This window comes from Rhizobium sp. BR 250 (assembly GCF_047445855.1).
GTDB lineage: Bacteria > Pseudomonadota > Alphaproteobacteria > Rhizobiales > Rhizobiaceae > Agrobacterium > Agrobacterium tumefaciens_I.
In genome coordinates this window covers 277,598-296,705 of record NZ_JARWKW010000004.1, presented here as the reverse complement: position 1 = coordinate 296,705, position 19,108 = coordinate 277,598, and the positions used below count along the sequence as shown (strand labels likewise).

Annotated in this window: 21 protein-coding genes; 14 read left to right on the top strand and 7 right to left on the bottom strand. The window is 60.6% G+C overall.

Features of this window, described 5'->3' with window-relative positions; genetic code table 11:
- Positions 1 to 34: 34 nt before the first annotated feature.
- The gene (locus QD336_RS08805) at positions 35 to 1,210 is read right to left on the bottom strand and encodes a DUF3095 domain-containing protein (RefSeq protein WP_499170272.1); all 1,176 of its coding nucleotides are present in this window, start codon (positions 1,208 to 1,210) and stop codon (positions 35 to 37) included.
- A 275-nt stretch (positions 1,211 to 1,485) separates the two neighbouring features.
- On the opposite strand from QD336_RS08805, the gene QD336_RS08800 reads away from it, so the two are divergent.
- The 4 genes from QD336_RS08800 to queF all read left to right on the top strand — a co-directional run bounded on the left by QD336_RS08800 (position 1,486) and on the right by queF (position 4,630).
- Positions 1,486 to 2,592 (top strand): branched-chain amino acid ABC transporter substrate-binding protein, encoded by a 1,107-nt coding sequence (locus QD336_RS08800; protein ID WP_269340469.1) that lies wholly within the window; start codon positions 1,486 to 1,488, stop codon positions 2,590 to 2,592.
- 67 nt (positions 2,593 to 2,659) lie between these two features.
- Positions 2,660 to 3,061 carry a glyoxalase superfamily protein gene (locus tag QD336_RS08795; RefSeq protein WP_269340470.1) on the top strand — a complete coding sequence of 134 codons (402 nt, stop codon included), beginning with the start codon at positions 2,660 to 2,662 and terminating at the stop codon, positions 3,059 to 3,061.
- A 154-nt stretch (positions 3,062 to 3,215) separates the two neighbouring features.
- Entirely contained in the window at positions 3,216 to 4,118 is a 903-nt protein-coding gene (locus QD336_RS08790; protein ID WP_499170270.1) for a cation diffusion facilitator family transporter, read from the top strand.
- Between the two features lie 47 nt (positions 4,119 to 4,165).
- On the top strand, positions 4,166 to 4,630 hold the full coding sequence (gene queF, locus QD336_RS08785) for a preQ(1) synthase (protein ID WP_010972191.1): 465 nt from the start codon (positions 4,166 to 4,168) through the stop codon (positions 4,628 to 4,630).
- 25 nt (positions 4,631 to 4,655) lie between these two features.
- Here queF and QD336_RS08780 read toward each other — a convergent pair whose 3' ends face one another.
- Both QD336_RS08780 and QD336_RS08775 read right to left on the bottom strand, forming a co-directional pair.
- On the bottom strand, positions 4,656 to 5,402 hold the full coding sequence (locus tag QD336_RS08780; protein WP_499170268.1) for a DUF2076 domain-containing protein: 747 nt from the start codon (positions 5,400 to 5,402) through the stop codon (positions 4,656 to 4,658).
- 100 nt (positions 5,403 to 5,502) lie between these two features.
- The gene (locus tag QD336_RS08775) at positions 5,503 to 6,093 is read right to left on the bottom strand and encodes a HupE/UreJ family protein (RefSeq protein ID WP_499170267.1); all 591 of its coding nucleotides are present in this window, start codon (positions 6,091 to 6,093) and stop codon (positions 5,503 to 5,505) included.
- Positions 6,094 to 6,326: 233 nt separating this feature from the next.
- Here QD336_RS08775 and QD336_RS08770 point away from each other — a divergent pair, with 233 nt between their 5' ends.
- Entirely contained in the window at positions 6,327 to 6,908 is a 582-nt protein-coding gene (locus QD336_RS08770) for an ATP-dependent Clp protease proteolytic subunit (protein WP_269340476.1), read from the top strand.
- A 116-nt stretch (positions 6,909 to 7,024) separates the two neighbouring features.
- On the opposite strand, the gene QD336_RS08765 is transcribed toward QD336_RS08770, so the two are convergent.
- A complete protein-coding gene (locus QD336_RS08765; RefSeq protein ID WP_499170266.1) occupies positions 7,025 to 7,282 on the bottom strand; it encodes a pentapeptide MXKDX repeat protein in 258 nt (85 codons plus the stop codon).
- A gap of 183 nt (positions 7,283 to 7,465) precedes the next feature.
- On the opposite strand from QD336_RS08765, the gene QD336_RS08760 reads away from it, so the two are divergent.
- Together QD336_RS08760 and QD336_RS08755 are read left to right on the top strand one after the other, a co-directional pair.
- The gene (locus QD336_RS08760; RefSeq protein WP_269340479.1) at positions 7,466 to 8,014 is read left to right on the top strand and encodes a sigma-70 family RNA polymerase sigma factor; all 549 of its coding nucleotides are present in this window, start codon (positions 7,466 to 7,468) and stop codon (positions 8,012 to 8,014) included.
- On the top strand, positions 8,011 to 8,655 hold the full coding sequence (locus QD336_RS08755) for an NrsF family protein (RefSeq protein WP_499170265.1): 645 nt from the start codon (positions 8,011 to 8,013) through the stop codon (positions 8,653 to 8,655). Before QD336_RS08760 ends, QD336_RS08755 begins: the two co-directional genes overlap by 4 nt.
- Before the next feature lie 72 nt (positions 8,656 to 8,727).
- On the opposite strand, the gene QD336_RS08750 is transcribed toward QD336_RS08755, so the two are convergent.
- Positions 8,728 to 9,813 (bottom strand): esterase-like activity of phytase family protein, encoded by a 1,086-nt coding sequence (locus QD336_RS08750; RefSeq protein ID WP_499170264.1) that lies wholly within the window; start codon positions 9,811 to 9,813, stop codon positions 8,728 to 8,730.
- Between the two features lie 280 nt (positions 9,814 to 10,093).
- Here QD336_RS08750 and QD336_RS08745 point away from each other — a divergent pair, with 280 nt between their 5' ends.
- The 4 genes from QD336_RS08745 to leuA all read left to right on the top strand — a co-directional run bounded on the left by QD336_RS08745 (position 10,094) and on the right by leuA (position 13,827).
- Positions 10,094 to 11,272 carry a benzoate/H(+) symporter BenE family transporter gene (locus QD336_RS08745; protein WP_269340482.1) on the top strand — a complete coding sequence of 393 codons (1,179 nt, stop codon included), beginning with the start codon at positions 10,094 to 10,096 and terminating at the stop codon, positions 11,270 to 11,272.
- Between the two features lie 34 nt (positions 11,273 to 11,306).
- Positions 11,307 to 11,576: a BrnT family toxin gene (locus QD336_RS08740; protein WP_269340483.1), complete on the top strand. Its 270-nt coding sequence runs from the start codon at positions 11,307 to 11,309 to the stop codon at positions 11,574 to 11,576.
- Positions 11,557 to 11,799 carry a type II toxin-antitoxin system BrnA family antitoxin gene (gene brnA / locus QD336_RS08735; RefSeq protein WP_499170263.1) on the top strand — a complete coding sequence of 81 codons (243 nt, stop codon included), beginning with the start codon at positions 11,557 to 11,559 and terminating at the stop codon, positions 11,797 to 11,799. The genes QD336_RS08740 and brnA overlap by 20 nt, the downstream gene beginning before the upstream one ends.
- A gap of 318 nt (positions 11,800 to 12,117) precedes the next feature.
- Positions 12,118 to 13,827, top strand: a complete 1,710-nt coding sequence (gene leuA, locus QD336_RS08730; protein ID WP_269340485.1) for a 2-isopropylmalate synthase — start codon at positions 12,118 to 12,120, stop codon at positions 13,825 to 13,827.
- A 210-nt stretch (positions 13,828 to 14,037) separates the two neighbouring features.
- Here leuA and QD336_RS08725 read toward each other — a convergent pair whose 3' ends face one another.
- Entirely contained in the window at positions 14,038 to 14,988 is a 951-nt protein-coding gene (locus QD336_RS08725) for a metallophosphoesterase family protein (protein WP_499170261.1), read from the bottom strand.
- A gap of 66 nt (positions 14,989 to 15,054) precedes the next feature.
- Between QD336_RS08725 and QD336_RS08720 the strand changes: the two genes are divergently transcribed.
- The gene (locus QD336_RS08720; protein ID WP_499170260.1) at positions 15,055 to 15,546 is read left to right on the top strand and encodes an NUDIX domain-containing protein; all 492 of its coding nucleotides are present in this window, start codon (positions 15,055 to 15,057) and stop codon (positions 15,544 to 15,546) included.
- A gap of 17 nt (positions 15,547 to 15,563) precedes the next feature.
- On the opposite strand, the gene QD336_RS08715 is transcribed toward QD336_RS08720, so the two are convergent.
- The gene (locus tag QD336_RS08715; RefSeq protein ID WP_499170259.1) at positions 15,564 to 16,556 is read right to left on the bottom strand and encodes a glutathione S-transferase family protein; all 993 of its coding nucleotides are present in this window, start codon (positions 16,554 to 16,556) and stop codon (positions 15,564 to 15,566) included.
- Positions 16,557 to 16,851: 295 nt separating this feature from the next.
- Between QD336_RS08715 and QD336_RS08710 the strand changes: the two genes are divergently transcribed.
- Together QD336_RS08710 and QD336_RS08705 are read left to right on the top strand one after the other, a co-directional pair.
- A complete protein-coding gene (locus QD336_RS08710; protein ID WP_269340491.1) occupies positions 16,852 to 17,421 on the top strand; it encodes a GNAT family N-acetyltransferase in 570 nt (189 codons plus the stop codon).
- Positions 17,422 to 17,747: 326 nt separating this feature from the next.
- The gene (locus QD336_RS08705; RefSeq protein ID WP_499170257.1) at positions 17,748 to 19,061 is read left to right on the top strand and encodes an MFS transporter; all 1,314 of its coding nucleotides are present in this window, start codon (positions 17,748 to 17,750) and stop codon (positions 19,059 to 19,061) included.
- Positions 19,062 to 19,108: the final 47 nt, after the last annotated feature.

Genomic DNA, 19,108 nt, shown 5'->3' with positions numbered 1-19,108 from the left:
CCGGAGCCTTTCCGTGGAAATTGAGCCGGGGTTTTCAGTGCGGGGCAGCAGCCTGCATCTGCGCTTTGAGCCGGCTCGCCGCAGCCGCATATCCGCCGTCCGCGCCATCCACGAAATGCATGTGGTCCCGCGAAAGCGGGGAGGGCACGATGCAGGTCATCAATGCGGCATCCTGCTCGTGCAGGCCGTAATAACAGCTTCCCGAGAGGCGGCCGGCTTCCAGCCGGGCGCGGATTTTTTCGAGCCGTGCGACGTCGATGTCCACCGTCATTTTCAGGCCATCGTCGAATTTCCTGAAATCGGTGTTGCTGGCGACTGAACGCCGGTAGCGCACGGCGTTGAAACGTCCAAGCGACAGCCCGGTGACGCCGAGAACAGTGATGAGCAGGCTTTCGCCGAGAATGCGCAGCGAGCGGCGCGCCTTGCCCCAGACATCGTGATAGGCGGCGCCGGCCCGGGCTTCGAAACCGAGACCCTCACCCACGAAACCGAGTTTCGGCCCGTCTGCCGGCACGGGGTGGCCGTGTCTTTCGTCCTGCTCGGCCAGATCGACAAGGTCGATGACGAGCTGGCGGAATGCCGGCATGTCCCGCGAGGGCCCCGGCACGGCGATGATCGACACCACCTTGCCGTGGGTTGCGGGAATGGGGTTCCAGCGGCATGAAAGGCCGGTGAGGTCCGGGCGCTCGCCGGCTTCGGCCGCGGGCAGGGCATAATGCCCCTCCTTCATCCGCGCTTCCGCCCAGCTATTGCCGCCGCCCGAAAACATGGCATAGGAGACATCCTCGCTCGCCTGAAAGCGCGCGACACGAATATCGAAACCATTCTCGCGAATATCCTCGACGGGAACCAGCGCCACGCGCATGGCAAGATCGAGATCGTCCTTCACCCAGCGCTGCACGTTCGAAAGTGCGGTGCGTGCAACAGGCAACCCGTGGGGCGGCACGGCGACGGCGGCGCCATCGCCCCCGAAGACGAAGGGCAGGTCGTGGCGCCTGAGGCTGTTCGATACGCCGGAAATAACCGCAGCGCCCGCCATATTGACGGCCTTGTATCGGCCGGAGCCGATCGCCGAGGTCGAATCAACGATATCGGCAATGGCAAGCCCCCATCCCGGTGGCAAAGCGCGATAAAGCGCCGGGTCGGCCACGTCTTCAAAATGCCGGAAGACGGGCAGGCCCGTCAGAAATTCATCATCTGCTGCAATCATGTCGGCATTATCCTCCAGCGACCGTTAAACGCCAAGCCTTTACAGCGGGGCGCAGCCGGCGCAATCATGGCGGGCATGACGATTGATTTACCGCTAATAGACCTTATCCAGCAAAGGTGACTTGCATAAATCATCAAACCTTCCGTATGAGTTGAGAGGAAGGCTCGGAATTCAAATATGGAACGAGTTTTCGCCGGGAGGCGTCCGATAGTTTCATTCGGTCGACGCCCATGGCGCTCACCGGGTCCGCGACCCCTTTTTAAGGAGACACCAGGATGAAACTGAAGACATTGACCAGCGTGACGCTCGCAGCGTCCTTCGCATTCGCACCCCTTGCTCATGCCGAAATCGTCATCGGCCTGATTGCGCCGCTCACCGGCCCCGTTGCCGCCTATGGCGACCAGGTGAAGAACGGCGCCCAGACGGCAGTCAATGAAATCAACAAAAAGGGCGGCATCCTCGGCGAACAGGTCGTGCTGAAGCTGGCCGACGATGGCGGCGAGCCCAAGCAGGGCGTTTCCGCGGCCAACCAGCTCGTTGCCGAAGGCATTCACTTCGTCGTCGGTCCGGTCACCTCGGGCGTTGCCATTCCGGCATCGGATGTTTTCGCCGAAAACGGCGTCCTGATGGTCACGCCGACGGCGACCGCGCCGGGCCTGACCAATCGCGGCCTTTCCAACGTCTTCCGCACCTGCGGTCGTGACGACCAGCAGGCCGAGGTTGCGGCGAAATATGTTCTCGCCAACCTCAAGGACAAGAAGATCGCCATCATTCACGACAAGGGCGCTTACGGTAAGGGCCTTGCGGATTCCTTCAAGGCAACGCTGAATGCCGGCGGTGTCACCGAAGTTCTCTATGATGCGCTGACCCCCGGCGAAAAGGATCTCGGCGCGCTGACAGCCCGCCTGAAGTCCGACAATGCCGACGTCGTCTATTTCGGCGGTTACCATCCGGAAGCCGGTCTTCTGGTTCGCCAGCTGAAGGATATCGGTTCCAAGGCTGCCGTTATCGGCGGTGACGGCCTGTCGAACAGCGAATTCTGGAACATCGGCGCGCAGGCCGGCGAAGGCACGATCTTCACCAACGCTTCCGACGCCCTGAAGAACGATGATTCCAAGGCCGCTGCCGAAGCGCTGAAGGCTGCCAACATTCCGGCTGAAGCCTTCACGCTCAACGCCTATGCCGCCGTCGAAGTCTTGAAGGGCGGTATCGAGAAGGCCGGAAGCGCCAAGGATCCCGAAGCGGTCGCCAAGGTTCTGAAGAGCGGCGAGGCTTTCCCGACTGCGATCGGCAAGGTGACCTATGGCGAGAGCGGCGACCTGAGCTCGCAGGCCTTCTCGCTGTTCAAGTGGCAGGACGGCAAGATCGTCGCAGCCGAATAAGCTGATCTTACCGGCCGCACCTGTTGCGGCCGGTTTCATTTTACGGCCTGAAAAAGGGTAGGGCAGCATGGGCGATGCCGCGACGCAAACCATCGGGGAGATCGGCTTCGAGCGGATATTCCCGATCGTCAGAATCTTCGACGAGGCCAAGGCACGGGAGTTTTATGTCGATTTTCTCGGTTTCGAGATCGACTGGGAACATCGTTTTGGCGAAAACTCCCCGCTTTACATGCAGGTCTCACGGGCCGGATTGGGGCTTCACCTCAGCGGTCATCACGGCGACGCGACGCCGGGTTCGAATATCTTCGTCACGATGCATGGCGTTCACGCCTACCAGAAGGAACTGGTGGGCAAAAAATATCGCTTCCTCAATCCCGGTGTTGAAGAATTGCCCTGGGGTGATGTCATGGAAGTCATCGATCCGTTCGGCAATCGCATCCGTTTCTGCGAGCAAAAAGACGAGGATTGAGGTCCGGGCCGCCACCGGGTGGCTCTTGACCTCGGCGGCGGTTTGAACGATAGAAACGCCAATAGCGAACCGCGCGCACGGAGACCCCGTGCGCGCGGTTCGTGCGTTTTGGCAATCGATCATGCAATTCGTTCGCATCCGCACGGGGGCAAAAATGAACAATGAAGGCAACGCGCTGGTCCGGAAGCTCGCATTCTGGAGCATTCCGCTTTCTTTCGGTGTGCTTGGCCTCAAGCTGGTGGCCTGGCGGGTCACGGGCTCGGTCGCACTTCTGTCCGACGGCCTGGAATCGACCGTCAACGTGGTCGCGGCCTTCATCGCCTATTTCGTCATTCGCTACGCGCAGAAGCCGGCCGATGACGACCACCAGTTCGGCCACCACAAGGCGGAGTATATTTCCGCGGTCGTGGAAGGTGTGCTGATCGTCGTCGCTGCGCTTTTGATCGTGCAGGAGGCCTGGGGTGCTCTTTTCAATCCGAGGCTGCCGGAAGCGCCTGTCCTCGGTCTGATCATCAATGCGTCGGCGGGTGCGATCAACGCCGTCTGGGCGACGATCCTGATCCGTGTTGGCAAAAAATATGCGTCACCCGCGCTCGCGGCCGATGGTCATCACATCATGTCGGATGTCGTCACCTCGGCCGGCGTTCTTGTCGGCCTCGTTCTGGCGCTGATGACGGGTTATGCCATTCTCGATCCGCTGCTTGCCATACTGGTCGCGATCAACATCCTGTTTCAGGGTTCCAAGGTCATCATGCATTCGCTTGGCGGATTGATGGACCGGGCGGTCGAGCCGGAAGAGGACGAGGCGATCAAGAAGGCGATCGCCGAAAATTCAGGCGGCGTCATCGGTGTGCATGATCTGAGGACACGCCGCGCCGGTTCGGCCGCCTTCATCGATTTCCATGTGGTCGTTCCGGCCAGAATGACGGTGCGCGAGGCGCATGATATTTGCGACCGCCTTGAAGATGCCATAAGGGACGTCATACCGGGCGCCAGCCTTGCCATTCACGTCGAGCCTGAGGGCGAAAAGGCGCATGGCGTCAAAGTCATCGTTTGAACACTCCGGGTCTCAATGATCCGGTTTTGAATAATCAGGAGTTTTCCATGTCCGTGACGGATGTTTCCGGCCTGTCGCAGCTGGGCACGAAGGTCGATACGCCAGAGAGCCCGGAAAAGGCCGTCCTTGAAAAGGTGCCGAACGGCAATGCCGGCACCGACTACGTCGTGCGCTTCACCGCGCCCGAATTCACCTCGCTTTGTCCGATGACCGGCCAGCCGGATTTCGCCCATATCGTCATCGACTATATTCCGGGCGATTTCCTGGTGGAATCGAAGTCGCTGAAGCTGTTCCTGCAATCCTTCCGCAACCACGGCGCATTCCACGAGGATTGCTCGGTCTATATCGCCAAGCGTCTGGTGGAGCTGCTTCAGCCGAAATGGCTCAGGATCGGCGCCTACTGGTATCCGCGCGGCGGTATTCCGATCGACGTCTTCTGGCAGACGGGAGCCGCGCCCGAGGGCGTATGGCTACCGGATCAGGGCGTTGCCCCTTATCGGGGTCGCGGCTGATCCGGCTTTTTACGCGCTTGAAGGTTCAGGCGAACGAACCGTCGTCGCCTGAATCGGAATCCATATCGTCGGCGCTGTCGTCGTAATCGGCCTGCTGGATATCGTCATCGTCATTGTTCTGCGGGCTGGCGCTGCCACCGTAGTAGTTGTTGATGACGGTTTCCTCGACGGGCGCATTACCCGCGGCATTGCCGCCGCCGAAGGGCGAACCCAGGCCGAGCGACGACATGTGGCTGCCGAAGATGCCGCTCAGTGAATTGGCAAGCAGCATGCCGCCGGCGACACCTGCGGCGGTGCCGAGCGCGCCCTGCAGAAAACCACCACCTGAACGCCCGATGGCGGCCGGCTGCTGGCTCCACGGCCCGCCGCCTTGCTGAGCGGCGGGCGCCCCCCAGGGCCCGGCTGTCTGGCCGGCGGTATCGTTGCGCCATGAGCCTGGCGCGGTCGCTGTGGCTGGCGCCGGTGCGGGCGGCTGCGGCTGGCCGGTGCCGAAGATGGAACTGAGGAAACCGCCCTGCGCCGCCGTCTGTGGGGCGCTGCCAGCGCTTTCCAGCGCATGGATGCGGTCTTCGAGCTGTTTGATATGGGCTGCTGCCGCTTCCAGACCCTTTTCCTGAACGATCACCGCCTGGGCGAGATAATAGGGAGCTGCGGGCTGATCGCGCACGGCGTCTGCGATCAATGTTTCCGCCTCGCGGTCACGCGGGGTGGCGGATGCGGTTTTGGTCCTGTCGAACAGCCCCTTGAGAAGCTGGCTTTCTTCCGGTGACATATGCTGCCTCCTTACCGTGAAGCGTAAATCCACGATAAGGAGGTAGGCCACAATTCTGGCTTTTCAAAGCGGTCCGAATTTTAAATTTCGGTAATGATCCTCAGCCGCCAAAGGCAAGCGAGAGGCCCGCAATCGCCGTCAGCGCACCAACGGTGCGGCTTGCGGCCGAGCCGAAACGGGCAATGCCGAGGCCGAGCGCGATGCCGGCAAGATGCAGGACCGCGGTGGCGATCATGAAACCGATGCCGAATTGCAGGGCACCGGCGCTGCCGAGCTCACCGCCATGGGCGTGGCCGTGGAAAAGAGCGAAAGCGCCAACGACGGCTGCCGCCGCTGCGGTGGGGAGCCTCGCGGCCATGGCAACCAGCAGGCCAAGGCCGATGACGGAGGCGAGAATGGCGGGTTCGACGAAGGGAAGGTCGATGCCGTAAACCGCCATCAGGAAGCCGGCAGCCATGGTGCCGACGAAGGCGGCGGGCACGATCCACAGCGCCTTGCGGTCGTTGCGGGCAAAGGCGATCTGCGAGGCCCAGATGCCGACGGCGACCATCGCCAGAATATGGTCCGCACCGAAGAAGGGGTGGGAAACGCCGGCCATGAAGGAGCCGTGTTCTTCCGGGTTCAGATGGGCGAAGGCGGGCAGGGCGGTGAGGCCGAGCGCGGTGGCGGCGAGGCTTAGTCTTTTCAGCATGGTTCCCTCTTGAAATTATGGCCGTCCGCAACGGAATCTTGGGCTTCCCGCGGCAGGCGGCGCTGCAATGAGGCGCTGACGATATCGCGAAGGCCAAGAGGCTGTCCATGCGTCATCTGCCGGGGGTGGTGTTTATTGTTGGCGGGCAAACCTTGCCTTTTTCTCTCATTGCCTTACGTAACAAGTCGCACTATGTCCGAAGGGCATGCATGAATTACGCTGGAGAGCCGTTGATGAACGAAGACGAAGACGACAAGAGCAAGGAACTGCCGATCGGCAAGGAAACGGAAGCGAATCTTTTCAAGTCGCGTTCGATCTTCATCTATGGTGGCATCACGCAGGAACTGGCGCAGAAGGTCTGCACGCAGCTCGTGGCTCTTGCCGCCGCCAGCGACGACGACATTCGCGTTTACGTCAATTCGCCGGGTGGCCATGTCGAATCGGGTGATTCCATCCATGACATGATCAAGTTCATCAAGCCGAAGGTCACGATCATCGGCACGGGCTGGGTCGCCTCCGCTGGCGCGCTGATCTACGTTTCGGTGCCGAAAGAACGCCGCCTCTGCCTGCCGAACACCCGTTTCCTGCTGCACCAACCCTCCGGCGGTACACGCGGCATGGCATCCGACATCGAAATCCAGGCTCGCGAAATCATCAAGATGAACCAGCGCCTGATCAAGATCTTCTCCAAGGCCACCGGCCAGAGTGAAGAAAAGATCGCCAAGGATATCGATCGCGATTACTGGCTCGGCGCGGATGAGGCCAAGGATTACGGCCTCGTTGGCAAGATCGTCGAAAGCCAGTCGGAACTCTGAGTTTCCACTTTTCAGTTGAAAAAGCCCGCATCGGTGAAAACCGGCGCGGGCTTTTTTCGTTCAGGCCGGCGGCAATGTTTCGCCTCCGGCCAGGTGGGCCGCCGCCGGGCCAGGCCTCATTTCATCATGTCGCAGGCCTTCATCATGTCGGCTTTTTTCATCTTGTCCATTTCCATGCCGGCCTTGTGCATGCAGTCCTTCTTGCTGGCCATGGACATGCCGTCCTTTTTCATCGTCTCCGTCTTCATGGTGTCGCTGTGCATGCTGTCTTTCTTCATGGTATCGGTCTTCATGCTGTCGGCATGGGCGATGCTGGCGAAGGAAAGGGCGGACAGCAGGGAAGCGGCGGCGATGGCGGTAAACATGCGGGTCATGAAGGTCTCCTCTGGGGGTCGTTGATGTCCGCCGGCATTGCGCCGGGGCTCACGATTGTCCATTCGGCACAGAAGCGCTGGCCGTTACATCTTCACGCGCTTGTGACGACAAGTTAGGGCGAGATTTTTTTAAAGCCACTATGTAACAATATCCTGCCGATTGCGAATAACCCGATAGTGACGATGACTGGCAGCCCTTCGGAAGAGACATTGAAAACGCTGATGCTGCGTTCCCTTGATGGGGACGAAAGCGCCTACAGGCATTTGCTCCATGCCTTGAGGCGGTTGCTGATCGCCTATTACGGCCGGCGCATGGCTGCCGCCTCCAGGGGCGATGTGGAAGATCTCGTGCAGGAAACCCTGTTGTCGCTTCACGCCAAACGGGAGACCTATGATCGTGCGCGACCGTTTACGGCGTGGTTCTTTTCGATAGCGCGCTACAAGCTCATCGATCACTATCGGGGCAGGGGCGCGCGCATGCGTTCGGAAGTCGAGCTCGATGAAACGCTGGAGGCGGAGCCGACCGTCGATGCGGTCATGGCCCGCATGGATGTGGAGCGGCTGCTCGACGATTTGCCCGAGCGGCAGCGCGATCTCATTCGTAGGGTGAAGCTCGAAGGCCAGTCGATCGCCGAAGCGGCGGAAAAATCCGGCCAGACCGAGCTTGCCGCGAGGGTTGGCATTCACAGAACGCTGAAAGTCCTGGCGGCAAAGTTGCGGGGGGACAGGTGAGAAAGACGGAAGACATCATCGAACAACTGGCGGGCGATCTCAAACCCGTACCCGTTTTTTCGCTGGAGCGCAGGCTGGCGCTCGCCGTGCTGCCCGCGCTTGCCGTTTCGCTGTTGCTGATGCTCGTTATTCTGGGGCTGCGCAGCGATATGAATGCCGCCGTGGCCGAACCGGGTTTCTGGGTCAAATCCGCCTATAATGCGCTGCTGGCCCTGGCCGCATTTCTCGCGGTCAGGCGTCTTGCGCGGCCGGAGGGAGACGGAGGCGGCCTGCTTGCATGGCTTGTGGTGATCTTTATCGCCATGGCGGCGATAGCGCTCATCCAGCTTGGATTTGCCGTGCCGGGCACCTATCGCACTCTCATTCTCGGATCATCGGCGCTGCACTGCCCGTTTCTGATCGTCGCTTTCGCGCTGCCGCTGTTCCTGGCGAATTTTGCGGTTCTCAGGCGTTCGGCGCCCGCTGATCCGACGCTTGCGGGTTTTGCTGCGGGCCTTGCGGCCGGTGCGGCAGGCGCCTGGGTCTATTCGTGGTTCTGCACCGAAAACGGCATGGCTTTCGTGTTGATCTGGTATTCGCTCGGCATTCTCCTCATCGGCGTGATCGGTGCCTTTGCCGGTTCACGTCTGCTCCGCTGGTGAATATGCGTCTCGTCTTGCCTGCCGACGCCGGCCCGGACATTGTCCAGAGCCGGCATTCTGCCCTGGCGGATGTTACTGACCCAGATTGGCGGGAATGGCGAATGCCACGAACTGGGTGAACTGCTTGCCCGGATTGAAATTATCGTCCGAGGCAATGACGAAAAGCTGCTTGCCATCCACCACCGGGCCGAAGGCCAGGCTTTCGATATTGTCGATATCGAGGCCGAAATCGCCTTCGTTGATTTCGAACCACGGCGTTTTCGATACGGCACGCACATTTGCGGCATCGATCTTGTCCTTGCCGAGGATGTTTTCCGCGCCGGAAAGGTCGACGATGAAAAAGCGGATATGATTGCCGACGCCGGATGCGAAATTGCGCTCCACGGCCACGAAGCGGCCATCCGGCATGGCGGTAAGGGCGGAGAGGCCGTTATCGTTATATTTCGGATCGGCGGCTGCCGTCGGGGTCTTGGAGATTGCCTCCGTGACGTAGACATGTTCGGCGACCGGCTTCAGCGTCGCCGTGTCGATGATGAGGATGCGGGCCGGGCTGCCGGCCTGCGGCGTGGCCTTCGGGCCATCCTGGGTCAGCGCGTTTTCGGTGGCGGCGATCAGCCGGCCGGGTGTCATCGTCAGACCTTCGAAGCCGAGATTGTTCTGCACGCCCTTGGTCTTTGCGTCATCGACGAGATAGGCGTCGGGCAGTTCCAGCCGTTTGACATTGTTGCCGTCGAGGTCGGAGACATAAAGTGCCGGCTGGTTCTTCAGGTCGCGTTCGGAAGACCAGTAAAGCTTGCCGCCCTTGCGGTCGAGCGTGATGCCTTCCGCATCGATACCCTTGGGCGCAAAGGCTGCGCCGGTCTCGTCCTTCAATTCGTGCGTGGCGGCGATGTTCAGCATCGCAACCCCTTCCGTCACGCCCAGTTCCAGCTCGTAATAACGTGCCAGGCCCTTTTCCACCCGGTCATCGGAAATGGCGAAATATCGGTTGGTTTCGCTATCAAAGGCGAGATCGGAAATGCCGCCGAAGGTGACGCCATTGATGGAGAGACCCGAAGGCACGACAATCTGGCCGAGAAAGGCCGGTGGCGGCAGGGTCTGGGCGGCGGCCGGAAGGGCCGCAAAACACAAAGTGGCGATGGTGGCGATACGAAGCATGGCGAGGATCCCTCTTGTGGCGGACGCCCTGTTGTGGTGGATGCCGGAGGATTAGCGCCCTGCCGCTAAACTTTGATGACGTTTTCCGTGTCGCCGTACCTGAAATCTGGCGGCTCATCTTGCCAAGCCGCATCTTTTTTGATCCTGACTATAGTCATGCTTCATCCAGGGCGTGTCGCCATCCTCGGATTCGCGCTTCACGCTTCGAGTTTTGTTTCTGCCTGTCGCCAATTCAGACCGTTGTGGTTCTTGCGGCAGGCAGCAGGCCGCAGAGTGCTTCATGCTGAAAGATTTTTCCGTCCAGAGCCTGTTCATGGGCTGCCTCACCGCCTTTGTCGGCTTCGCCAGCTCCTTCGCCGTTGTGCTGCAAGGGCTGAAGGCCGTCGGCGCGACGGATTTCGAGGCGGCGTCGGGGCTGATGGCGCTTTCGGTGGCGATGGGGCTTTGCGCCATCGTTCTCTCCGCCACCACCCGGCTTCCCATCAGCATCGCATGGTCGACGCCGGGCGCAGCGCTGCTTGCGACCACCGGCGTCATCGAGGGTGGCTTTCCGGCAGCTGTCGGCGGTTTCATCATCTGCGCCATCCTGATCATCATTGCGGGCCTGTTCAGGCCGCTCGGAAAGGCGGTCGCCTCCATTCCCGCGCCGCTTGCCAATGCCATGCTGTCAGGCGTCATCATCGGCCTGTGTTTTGCGCCCATCAAGGCGATCGGTTTCAATCCGGCACTCGGCCTGCCGATCATCCTTGCCTGGATCGTGGTGGGGGCCTTCAAGCGGCTGTTTGCCGTGCCGGCTGCGCTTGCGGCTTTCGTGCTGGTGATGATCTTCGGTGTGGATATTCCGGCCGGCGCGCTGGACAGCGTGGCGCAATCGCTGACGCCGCCGATGGAATGGGTGACCCCCGTTTTCAGCCTGCACGCCGTGGTTTCCATCGCGCTGCCGCTCTTCATCGTCACCATGGCATCGCAGAATATTCCCGGCATCGCGGTCCTGAAGGTCAATCATTACGATCCGCAGCCCGGGCCGCTTTTTGCCACGACCGGCTTCTTTTCGCTGTTGTCTGCGCCCTTCGGCGGCCATGCCGTCAATCTCGCCGCGATTACGGCGGCGATGTGCGCCGGCGAGGACGCCCATGCGGACCCCAAACGACGCTACTGGGCGGCGATCATCGGCGGTGTGGGTTACATCATCTTCGGCCTGCTGGCCGGCGTGGTCACGGCCTTCGTGGCGCTGGCGCCACCCATCCTCATCCAGGCGGTGGCGGGGCTTGCGCTGGTCGGGGCTTTCTCCGGCTCCGCCATGGCGGCTTTCAAGGAGCCGGACACCCGCGAGGCGGCGGCCATCACCTTCCTCATCACGGCCTCCGGCCTTTCTTTCGGTGGTGTTTCCGGCGCCTTCTGGGGGTTGATAGGCGGCGGGCTGATGATGGCGTTGCAGCGGATGGTGAAGCGTGGTTAGATAGGATGCTTATTGTTTTAAAGAAATATTATTTATGGATTTCGAATTCGATACTGCCAAAAGTGAAAGTAACAAAGACAAACATGGAATAGATTTCGTCGAGGCAAGAGCGCTTTGGCTGGACGAGAAAAGGCTTGTCGTTCCTCTCGAAACCACTTCGGAAGAGCGGTATATTATGATCGCGCAATTGCGAGGAAAATGCTGGAGTGCGGTTTACACCTACAGAAATGACCGGTTGCGAATCATTTCTGTCAGGCGTTCCAGAGACAAGGAGAAGCAGCGTTATGAAGACGATCAGCGCTGAAGATTTCGACAAGAAATTCGACGATGGCGAAGATTTGGACGATTATGTCGACTGGTCGAAGGCCGACCGTCCCGGGCTGGAAATGGTGCATGTCGATATCGATCTTCCTGAAAAGGTCTTGCGCAAAGTGGATGCGGAGGCAGCACGCCTTGGCATGACGCGTCAGTCCCTTATGGCTAAATGGATTGCCGAAAGGCTGGAGACCGGCAGGGTCGGAAAATAAGGCCGCGCCTCACAAGATCACTTGTCAGACCGCCAGCCGCTGTTTATACACGTCGCCATGAGCAACCGCATCGAAACCATTTCCGGCATGAGCGCGCAGATTTCTGCGAAGGCCTCGCCGTGCGGTGCACTCTCGCTTCTTAGCCTCGACCTTACACGCGGTTGCCGGGTCCAGTGAGGAGCGCCCGGCGGCCGAAAGCCCGCTGGCGCAAACGCTCCTCATCTCGAAATCTCATTTTATACTGGATTTAGGCCCCGAGAGGCCGCGCATTCGCCGATGGCTTGAAGAAGCCCGCGGACTGCGCAAGGAGGAAGCGAAATGGACGGCAAGATCACCAATATTTCCAAGGGTATGACCGACGCGAGCGTGAAGTATCGCCCTTACCCCACCATCAATATCCCTGACCGCACCTGGCCGGGCAAGACCATCGACAAGGCGCCGATCTGGTGTTCGGTGGACCTGCGCGACGGCAACCAGTCGCTGGTCAACCCCATGGGCCACGACCGCAAGGCCCGCATGTTCAAGCTGCTGCTGGAAATGGGTTTCAAGGAAATCGAGATCGGTTTCCCTTCCGCCTCGCAGACGGATTTCGATTTTGCCCGCTGGTGCGTGGAAGAAGGCAATGTGCCGGACGATGTGTCCCTGCAGGTGCTGGTGCAGTGCCGTCCCGAGCTGATCACCCGCACGTTTGAAGCGCTGGAAGGCGCCAACAAGCCGATCATCCACTTCTACAACTCCACCTCGGAACTGCAGCGCCGCGTGGTGTTCGGCAAGGATGTGCACGGCATCAAGCAGATCGCCGTTGATGCCGCCAAGATGATCACCGACATGGCGGCCAAGGCCGGCGGCGGTTACCGCTTCGAATATTCGCCCGAGAGCTTCACCGGTACCGAGCTGGAAGTGGCGCTGGAAATCTGCAACGCCGTGGTCGAGGTGGTGAAGCCGACGGCGGACAACAAGCTGATCCTGAACTTGCCTTCCACGGTGGAAATGGCGACGCCGAACATCTATGCCGACCAGATCGAATGGATGTGCCGCAATATCGACAATCGCGAAAACGTCATCATCTCGCTGCATCCGCATAATGACCGCGGCACGGGCATCGCGGCAACCGAACTGGGCCTGATGGCCGGTGCCGACCGCGTCGAAGGCACGCTGTTCGGCAATGGCGAGCGCACCGGCAATGTCGACGTCGTGACGCTGGCGCTGAACATGTATACGCAGGGCGTCGATCCCGAGCTGGATTGCCGCGATATCGAGCGTATCAAGGCGGTCTATGAATATTCCAACGAGATGACGATCCCCGAGCGCCATCCCTATGTCGGCGAACTGGTCTATACGGCTTTCTCCGGGTCGCATCAGGATGCGATCAACAAGGGCATGAAGGCGATCAAGGTCGCCAACCATCCCGTCTGGGAAGTGCCCTATCTGCCGATCGACCCGAAGGATGTCGGCCGCTCCTACGAGGCGATCATCCGCATCAACTCGCAGTCCGGTAAGGGTGGCATCGCCTATATTCTGCAGCAGGATTACGGCATCAACCTGCCGCGCAACCTGCAGGTGGAGTTCCGCGAGGAGATCCAGCGCATCACCGATGAAGAGGGTGTGGAACTGCCGGCCAAGCGCATTTATGAGCGCTTTATCGAGCGTTACGTGACGCAGCCGAATGCGCGTATCAAGTTCGTGGATCACCACACCTATCCGGCCGGCGATTTCAAGGGCGTGCGCATCGTTGCCGCGGAAATCACCGACAATGGCGAGGTGAAGCGCATCGAGGGCAAGGGTACAGGTCCGATCGACGGGTTCATCAATGCGCTGTCGGTCTATCTCGGGGTTGATCTGTCGGTGAATGATTATTCCGAGCATTCGCTGCAGCATGGCTCGAATGCGTCTGCCATCGCCTATGTCGAGATGGAGCATCCGGGCGGCAAGCTGTTCGGGGCGGGGATCAACACGAATATCGTGGCGGCGTCGCTGGAGGCGATCGTTTCGGCGGCCAATCGGGTGCTGGAAGAGCGGGCTAGGTAAGCTTGCTTGGAGGGTGTGGTTTACCCCCCTCTGTCCTGCCGGACATCTCCCCCACAAGGGGGGAGATCGACTCGCGGTCAGGTCTCGGCCATCTCTACATTTGAGAGTGAAGCGATGGTAGCGCTCCTTGCTGATCTCCCTCCTTGTGGGGGAGATGCCCGGCAGGGCAGAGGGGGGTGAACCACACCCACCGACATCACGGCCCGGACTCTACTTCCCCAACCGCGAAAACCCCAGCGGCCGCCCGTTTTCATAAAACACCCGCACATCCTCCAGCGCGACGCCCGTTCCTGTCTCATCAAGGCTATGGCGCTCACAGGCGACATTCCATGTGCCGGGGCCACCGGAAATATGGAAAAGATTATAGGCTGCGCGCGGTTTTTCACCGCCCGGTCCCTGACTGGCGGAGGAAATGCCAACGACCGGGATGTGATCCTCCCCATGATGCGTATTCAGCCAATAGACCGTGTTCAAATGTGTATGACCATGCAGCACAAGTTCCGCACCGCCGACGCCGAGTGCTGCGGCGAAACGGCGGATGCCGATCATGCGCTTGTGGGTGGCGGCCGCACCCCGGATCGGCGGATGATGGATCATCACCACGCGAAACAACCCCTGTTCCCCGGCTTTTTTCAGGAGTTCCGCCGTGGCGCGGGCCTGCCGGTTGCCGAAATAGCCGGTGGCTGAAAAGGGCGGTGTAGCAATCGAGGTGGAGCAGCCGATCAAAGCCACGGGGCCACGCACGCGCATATAGGGAAAAATCTTGCGGTCATCGTCCCATTCCGGCGGGTCGCCGTCACCGCGCACATAGGGGTACCAGGCCTGCATGGCCTTGTCGTGTGCGCCGGAAACATAGGCATCGTGATTGCCGGGAACCACGGAGGTTTTTTCAGGATCGCCCACTTCCTCCAGCCAGTCGGCGGCGGCGCGGATTTCGATGCCGGTCGCAAGATTGACGAGATCGCCGGTAATAGCCAGATGATCCGGCGATTTTGCTTCCAGATCGTCCAGCAGCTTTTCCAGAGTATCGGTGAAGAGGTGCTTGCGGCGGTTGCGGTGCCAGTTGACGAAACCGGTAATCCGTTTCGATGCAAGTTCCCGGAAAGTGAGTTTTGGCAGTGGCCCTAAATGGACGTCTGAAATATGGGCAAGTTTGAACATGGCGGCAGAGATAACCTATGATATGCCGCGCGTCCAATAAAAGCCGGCAGGCGGGGAGAAACCAGGGTGAATGACGAGACAACCGGGCGGCAGGCCCGTCCGTTCCATATGCGTGTCTTCATCCGCTTTCTGCATTTCGTTTTTCTGTTCACGCGGGGTGCAACGCTTGGCGTGCGTGCGGCCTGTTTCGATGAAAAGGGCAGGATTTTTCTGGTGCGGCACACCTATCTGCCCGGCTGGTATCTGCCGGGCGGCGGGGTGGAGCGCGGCGAAACCCTGCTGGCGGCGCTGCACAAGGAAATCCGTGAGGAGGGCAATCTTGAAGCAACCTCAAAGCCGGAGCTTTTCCACGTTTATCTCAATCTGGAAGGCAGCAATCGCGATCACGTCGCGCTCTACCGGCTGGCCGTCACCCAGACGCAACCGAAAAAGCCGGACCATGAAATTGCCGAGAGCGGCTTTTTCGACCTCGCCGCGCTACCGGAAGGGATGACGGCCGCCACCCGCCGCCGCCTTGCCGAACTTGCCGGCGAAGCGGCGGCTGCCGACCACTGGTAGCGGCGGGAGGTTTTTCGTCAGGCGAGCGCCTCGCGGCCATGGGCCATGGTCAGGTCCAGCTCGGGGCCGACGGGCACGACGCCGGTCGGGTTGATGGTACGGTGGCTGCGGTAATAATGTTCCTTGATGTGGCGCATATCGACCGTCTCCGGCACGCCCGGCGTCTGGTAAAGATCGCGCAGGTAACCCGTCAGGTGCGGATAGTCGTGGATGCGGCGGATGTTGCATTTGAAATGGCCGACATAAACGGGGTCGAACCGCACCAGCGTGGTGAACAGGCGCCAGTCGGCCTCTGTCTGCTCCGCGCCGAACAGGAAACGCCGGTCCTTCAGGCGGTCCTCCAGCATATCCAGCGTTTCGAACACCTTCACCGCATTCTGCTGATAGGCATCCTGCGTGGTGGCGAAACCGGCCTTGTAGACGCCGTTATTGACGGTGTCATAGATGACGTCGTTCAGCGCATCGATCTCGGCGCGCAGCGCTTCGGGGTAATAATCCGCGTCCGATCCGGTGAGGTCGTTGAAGGCCACGTTGAACATGCGGATGATTTCCGCCGATTCATTGGAGACGATGGTGCTGCGTTTTTTATCCCACAGCACCGGCACGGTGACGCGCCCGGAATAGTTGGGGTCCGCCCTGGTGTAGACCTGCCAGAGCGTGGAGGAGCCGAAAAGGGGATCTTCTGTCGCGCCCGGCGTGCGCTCACCCTCAGGCTTGAACTCCCAGCCGTTTTCCAGCATCAGCGGATCGACGACGGAGACAGAGATCAGGTCTTCCAGCTTTTTCAGCTTGCGGAAAATAAGGGTTCGGTGTGCCCACGGGCAGGCGAAGGAGACATAGAGGTGGTAACGATCCTTCTCCGCCTCGAAACCGCCTTCACCGGAAGGGCCGGGCGCGCCATCCACTGTTACCCAGTTGCGGAACTTCGAGGCGCTGCGCTTGAAATGCCCCTTGGTTTCCTTGGTGTCATACCAGACGTCTTTCCATACGCCTTCCACCAGCATGCCCATGATGATCTCCTTGATTGTTTCCTGGCCGCGATACTACCCGTTTCTCACCATGCCGCGAACCCGCAAGGCATTGAACAATGCGTTTCCGGTCGCGCAGGGGCTGAATGGTACGGCCCCGAGATTTGTTCTGGACGGGGGGTGATTTTCCTGATAATTGCGATTTTCACAAATCTGAGGAAATTGCTGACTATGATCGAACCACGGATGCTCCGACGACGCTGACGCTCCTGAACGCCTTCACCGGCGCAGCCGTCATCTATTGTCGCATCCGCATTCTGGAAGTTTCGGTCTCTTCATGTCCAAGCACGATCTTGTCTACCTAACCGAGGACGCGTCGCACGACGCCATCATCGAAGTCATCAACGAAGAAGCATTTGGCCCCGGCCGGCACACCCGTGCTGCGGCGCGCATCCGCGAGCAGGGCCCGCATGACCGGTCGCTCTCCTTCGTTTGTGCCGATGACGGCGAGACGATCGCTTCGGTGCGCATGACGCCGGTTCTGGCCGGTGGGGTGAAGGGTCATATGCTTGGCCCGCTCGCGGTGCGGCCTTCCCACAAGAATATGGGCATTGGCCGGGAACTCGTCCGGATCGCCATTGCGGCGGCAAGGCGGAAGGGCTCCGAAGCCGTGATCCTGATTGGCGATCCACCCTATTACATGCCGCTCGGTTTCGAAAAGGTCGCTTATGCGGCGCTTGATTTTCCCGGTCCGGTGGACCCCAACCGGGTGCTGGTCGTGCCGCTTGGCGATGATGTGCACCAGCGGCTGAAGGGCAAGATCGGCTGGCGCAAATGCGAGGCCATCATGTCGGCCGCCACGGCGGAAGATGAGGGCTTTGAGGAGCCTCTCAGGGTTTACGGCTGAAGGTTTTTCTTCTCAGCATGATATTGTCCCCATCCGTCATTCCGGCCTTGAGCCGGAATCCAGCCGACGCGCGTCGGCGCGACGGGGAAAATCTCCTTTCAGCCCAAAGACTTGGGCTGGCTTGACCCCGGATCTAGTCCGGGGTGACGGAAGGGATGTTGCGAGCTACGGTAACATCGGGACTGCCGTGGCCAGTCCTCGCGGGGTGAAAACCTTGAACGCCGGGGGCTGCCTCGAAACAACGCGTCGCGCTTCACAGAATTCAATTCCGTTTCCTCCCCCTATGCGATAGCTAGGGGAAGTCGATTTCTGCGAAGGGGCGGGGCATGGCGGCAATCACCATGAATGATGCATTGGAGCGCGCCGGCGCCGGCGCCTATCAGCGGCGGCTGATGGGCATTTTCGGCCTCGTCTGGGCGGCGGATGCCATGCAGGTTCTGGCCGTCGGCTTCACCGCCGCCTCGATCGCCGCAACCTTCGGCCTGACGGTGCCGCAGGCGTTGCAGACCGGCACGGCGTTCTTTTTCGGCATGCTGCTCGGCGCTGCCGGTTTCGGGCGGCTGGCGGATCGGTATGGCCGCCGCCGTGTGCTGATCGTCACCGTGGCCTGTGATGCCCTGTTCGGCGTGCTTTCGGTCTTCGCACCGGATTTCACCATTCTGCTCGTCCTGCGTTTCCTCACCGGGGCTGCGGTGGGCGGCACGCTGCCGGTGGATTATGCGATGATGGCCGAATTCCTGCCGGCGAAAAATCGCGGGCGCTGGCTGGTCTTTCTCGAGGGCTTCTGGGCTATCGGGACATTGATCGTGGCGCTGGCGGCCTGGGGTGCGAGCCTTGCGGGTGTGGCCGATGCCTGGCGTTATATTTTTGCCGTGACGGCCTTCCCGGCCGTTCTTGGCCTCGGGCTTCGTTTTCTGGTGCCGGAATCGCCGCTTTATTTGCTGCGCAGTGGGCGATCGGAAGAGGCCAAGGCCGTCGTCAACCGTATGCTGGTGACGAATGGCCGTGCGCCGCTCGATGCCGGAACCGGGCTTTTCCAGCCTGACGTGGCCAAGGGGCAGGGGATATTTTCACCCGCGCTCCGGCAGCGCAGCATCATGATCCTCGCCATCTGGTTCCTCGTTTCCGTCTCCTATTACGGCGTCTTCACCTGGATGCCGGCAAAGCTGGCGGGAGACGGTTTCGGTTTCGTGCGTGGTTATGGTTTTCTGGTGCTGGTGGCGCTGGCGCAAATCCCCGGCTATGCGCTTGCCGCCTATGGCGTCGAAAAATGGGGCCGCAAGCCGACGCTGATCGGTTTTTGCCTGCTCTCGGCGCTCGGTTGCCTGCTCTTCACGCTCGCCTCTGCTGGCGCGATGATTGCCGCCTCGCTGCTTATCATGAGCTTTGCCCTGCTTGGCACCTGGGGCGCGCTTTATGCCTATACGCCGGAGCTTTACCCGACGGAATCACGGGCGACCGGCATGGGAGCCGCAGGCGCCATGGCAAGGCTCGGCGGGCTATTGGCACCATCGCTGCTGGGTTATGCCATCGCGCAGGGCTTTGGGGTCGCAATCGGTATTTTCGCCGGGCTGCTGGTGTTGGCCGCCATGGCGGCGACCATGATCAATGCGGAAACGCGGCAGGTGGCGCTCACCTGAAATCTCTTGCGGCCAATGGCCTGACCACGCAGGATCAGGCCATCCGG

What these genes read in the sequence shown, in the direction of transcription:
- QD336_RS08740 (WP_269340483.1), top strand. Translation starts at nt 11,307, where the DNA reads ATGGATTTCGAATTCGATACTGCCAAAAGTGAAAGTAACAAAGACAAA.
- QD336_RS08795 (WP_269340470.1), top strand. Translation starts at nt 2,660, where the DNA reads ATGGGCGATGCCGCGACGCAAACCATCGGGGAGATCGGCTTCGAGCGG.
- QD336_RS08765 (WP_499170266.1), bottom strand. Translation starts at nt 7,282, where the DNA reads ATGACCCGCATGTTTACCGCCATCGCCGCCGCTTCCCTGCTGTCCGCC.
- brnA (WP_499170263.1), top strand. Translation starts at nt 11,557, where the DNA reads ATGAAGACGATCAGCGCTGAAGATTTCGACAAGAAATTCGACGATGGC.
- leuA (WP_269340485.1), top strand. Translation starts at nt 12,118, where the DNA reads ATGGACGGCAAGATCACCAATATTTCCAAGGGTATGACCGACGCGAGC.
- queF (WP_010972191.1), top strand. Translation starts at nt 4,166, where the DNA reads ATGTCCGTGACGGATGTTTCCGGCCTGTCGCAGCTGGGCACGAAGGTC.
- QD336_RS08780 (WP_499170268.1), bottom strand. Translation starts at nt 5,402, where the DNA reads ATGTCACCGGAAGAAAGCCAGCTTCTCAAGGGGCTGTTCGACAGGACC.
- QD336_RS08705 (WP_499170257.1), top strand. Translation starts at nt 17,748, where the DNA reads ATGGCGGCAATCACCATGAATGATGCATTGGAGCGCGCCGGCGCCGGC.
- QD336_RS08790 (WP_499170270.1), top strand. Translation starts at nt 3,216, where the DNA reads ATGAACAATGAAGGCAACGCGCTGGTCCGGAAGCTCGCATTCTGGAGC.
- QD336_RS08805 (WP_499170272.1), bottom strand. Translation starts at nt 1,210, where the DNA reads ATGATTGCAGCAGATGATGAATTTCTGACGGGCCTGCCCGTCTTCCGG.
- QD336_RS08725 (WP_499170261.1), bottom strand. Translation starts at nt 14,988, where the DNA reads ATGTTCAAACTTGCCCATATTTCAGACGTCCATTTAGGGCCACTGCCA.
- QD336_RS08760 (WP_269340479.1), top strand. Translation starts at nt 7,466, where the DNA reads ATGACTGGCAGCCCTTCGGAAGAGACATTGAAAACGCTGATGCTGCGT.
- QD336_RS08800 (WP_269340469.1), top strand. Translation starts at nt 1,486, where the DNA reads ATGAAACTGAAGACATTGACCAGCGTGACGCTCGCAGCGTCCTTCGCA.
- QD336_RS08745 (WP_269340482.1), top strand. Translation starts at nt 10,094, where the DNA reads ATGCTGAAAGATTTTTCCGTCCAGAGCCTGTTCATGGGCTGCCTCACC.
- QD336_RS08710 (WP_269340491.1), top strand. Translation starts at nt 16,852, where the DNA reads ATGTCCAAGCACGATCTTGTCTACCTAACCGAGGACGCGTCGCACGAC.
- QD336_RS08770 (WP_269340476.1), top strand. Translation starts at nt 6,327, where the DNA reads ATGAACGAAGACGAAGACGACAAGAGCAAGGAACTGCCGATCGGCAAG.
- QD336_RS08750 (WP_499170264.1), bottom strand. Translation starts at nt 9,813, where the DNA reads ATGCTTCGTATCGCCACCATCGCCACTTTGTGTTTTGCGGCCCTTCCG.
- QD336_RS08775 (WP_499170267.1), bottom strand. Translation starts at nt 6,093, where the DNA reads ATGCTGAAAAGACTAAGCCTCGCCGCCACCGCGCTCGGCCTCACCGCC.
- QD336_RS08715 (WP_499170259.1), bottom strand. Translation starts at nt 16,556, where the DNA reads ATGGGCATGCTGGTGGAAGGCGTATGGAAAGACGTCTGGTATGACACC.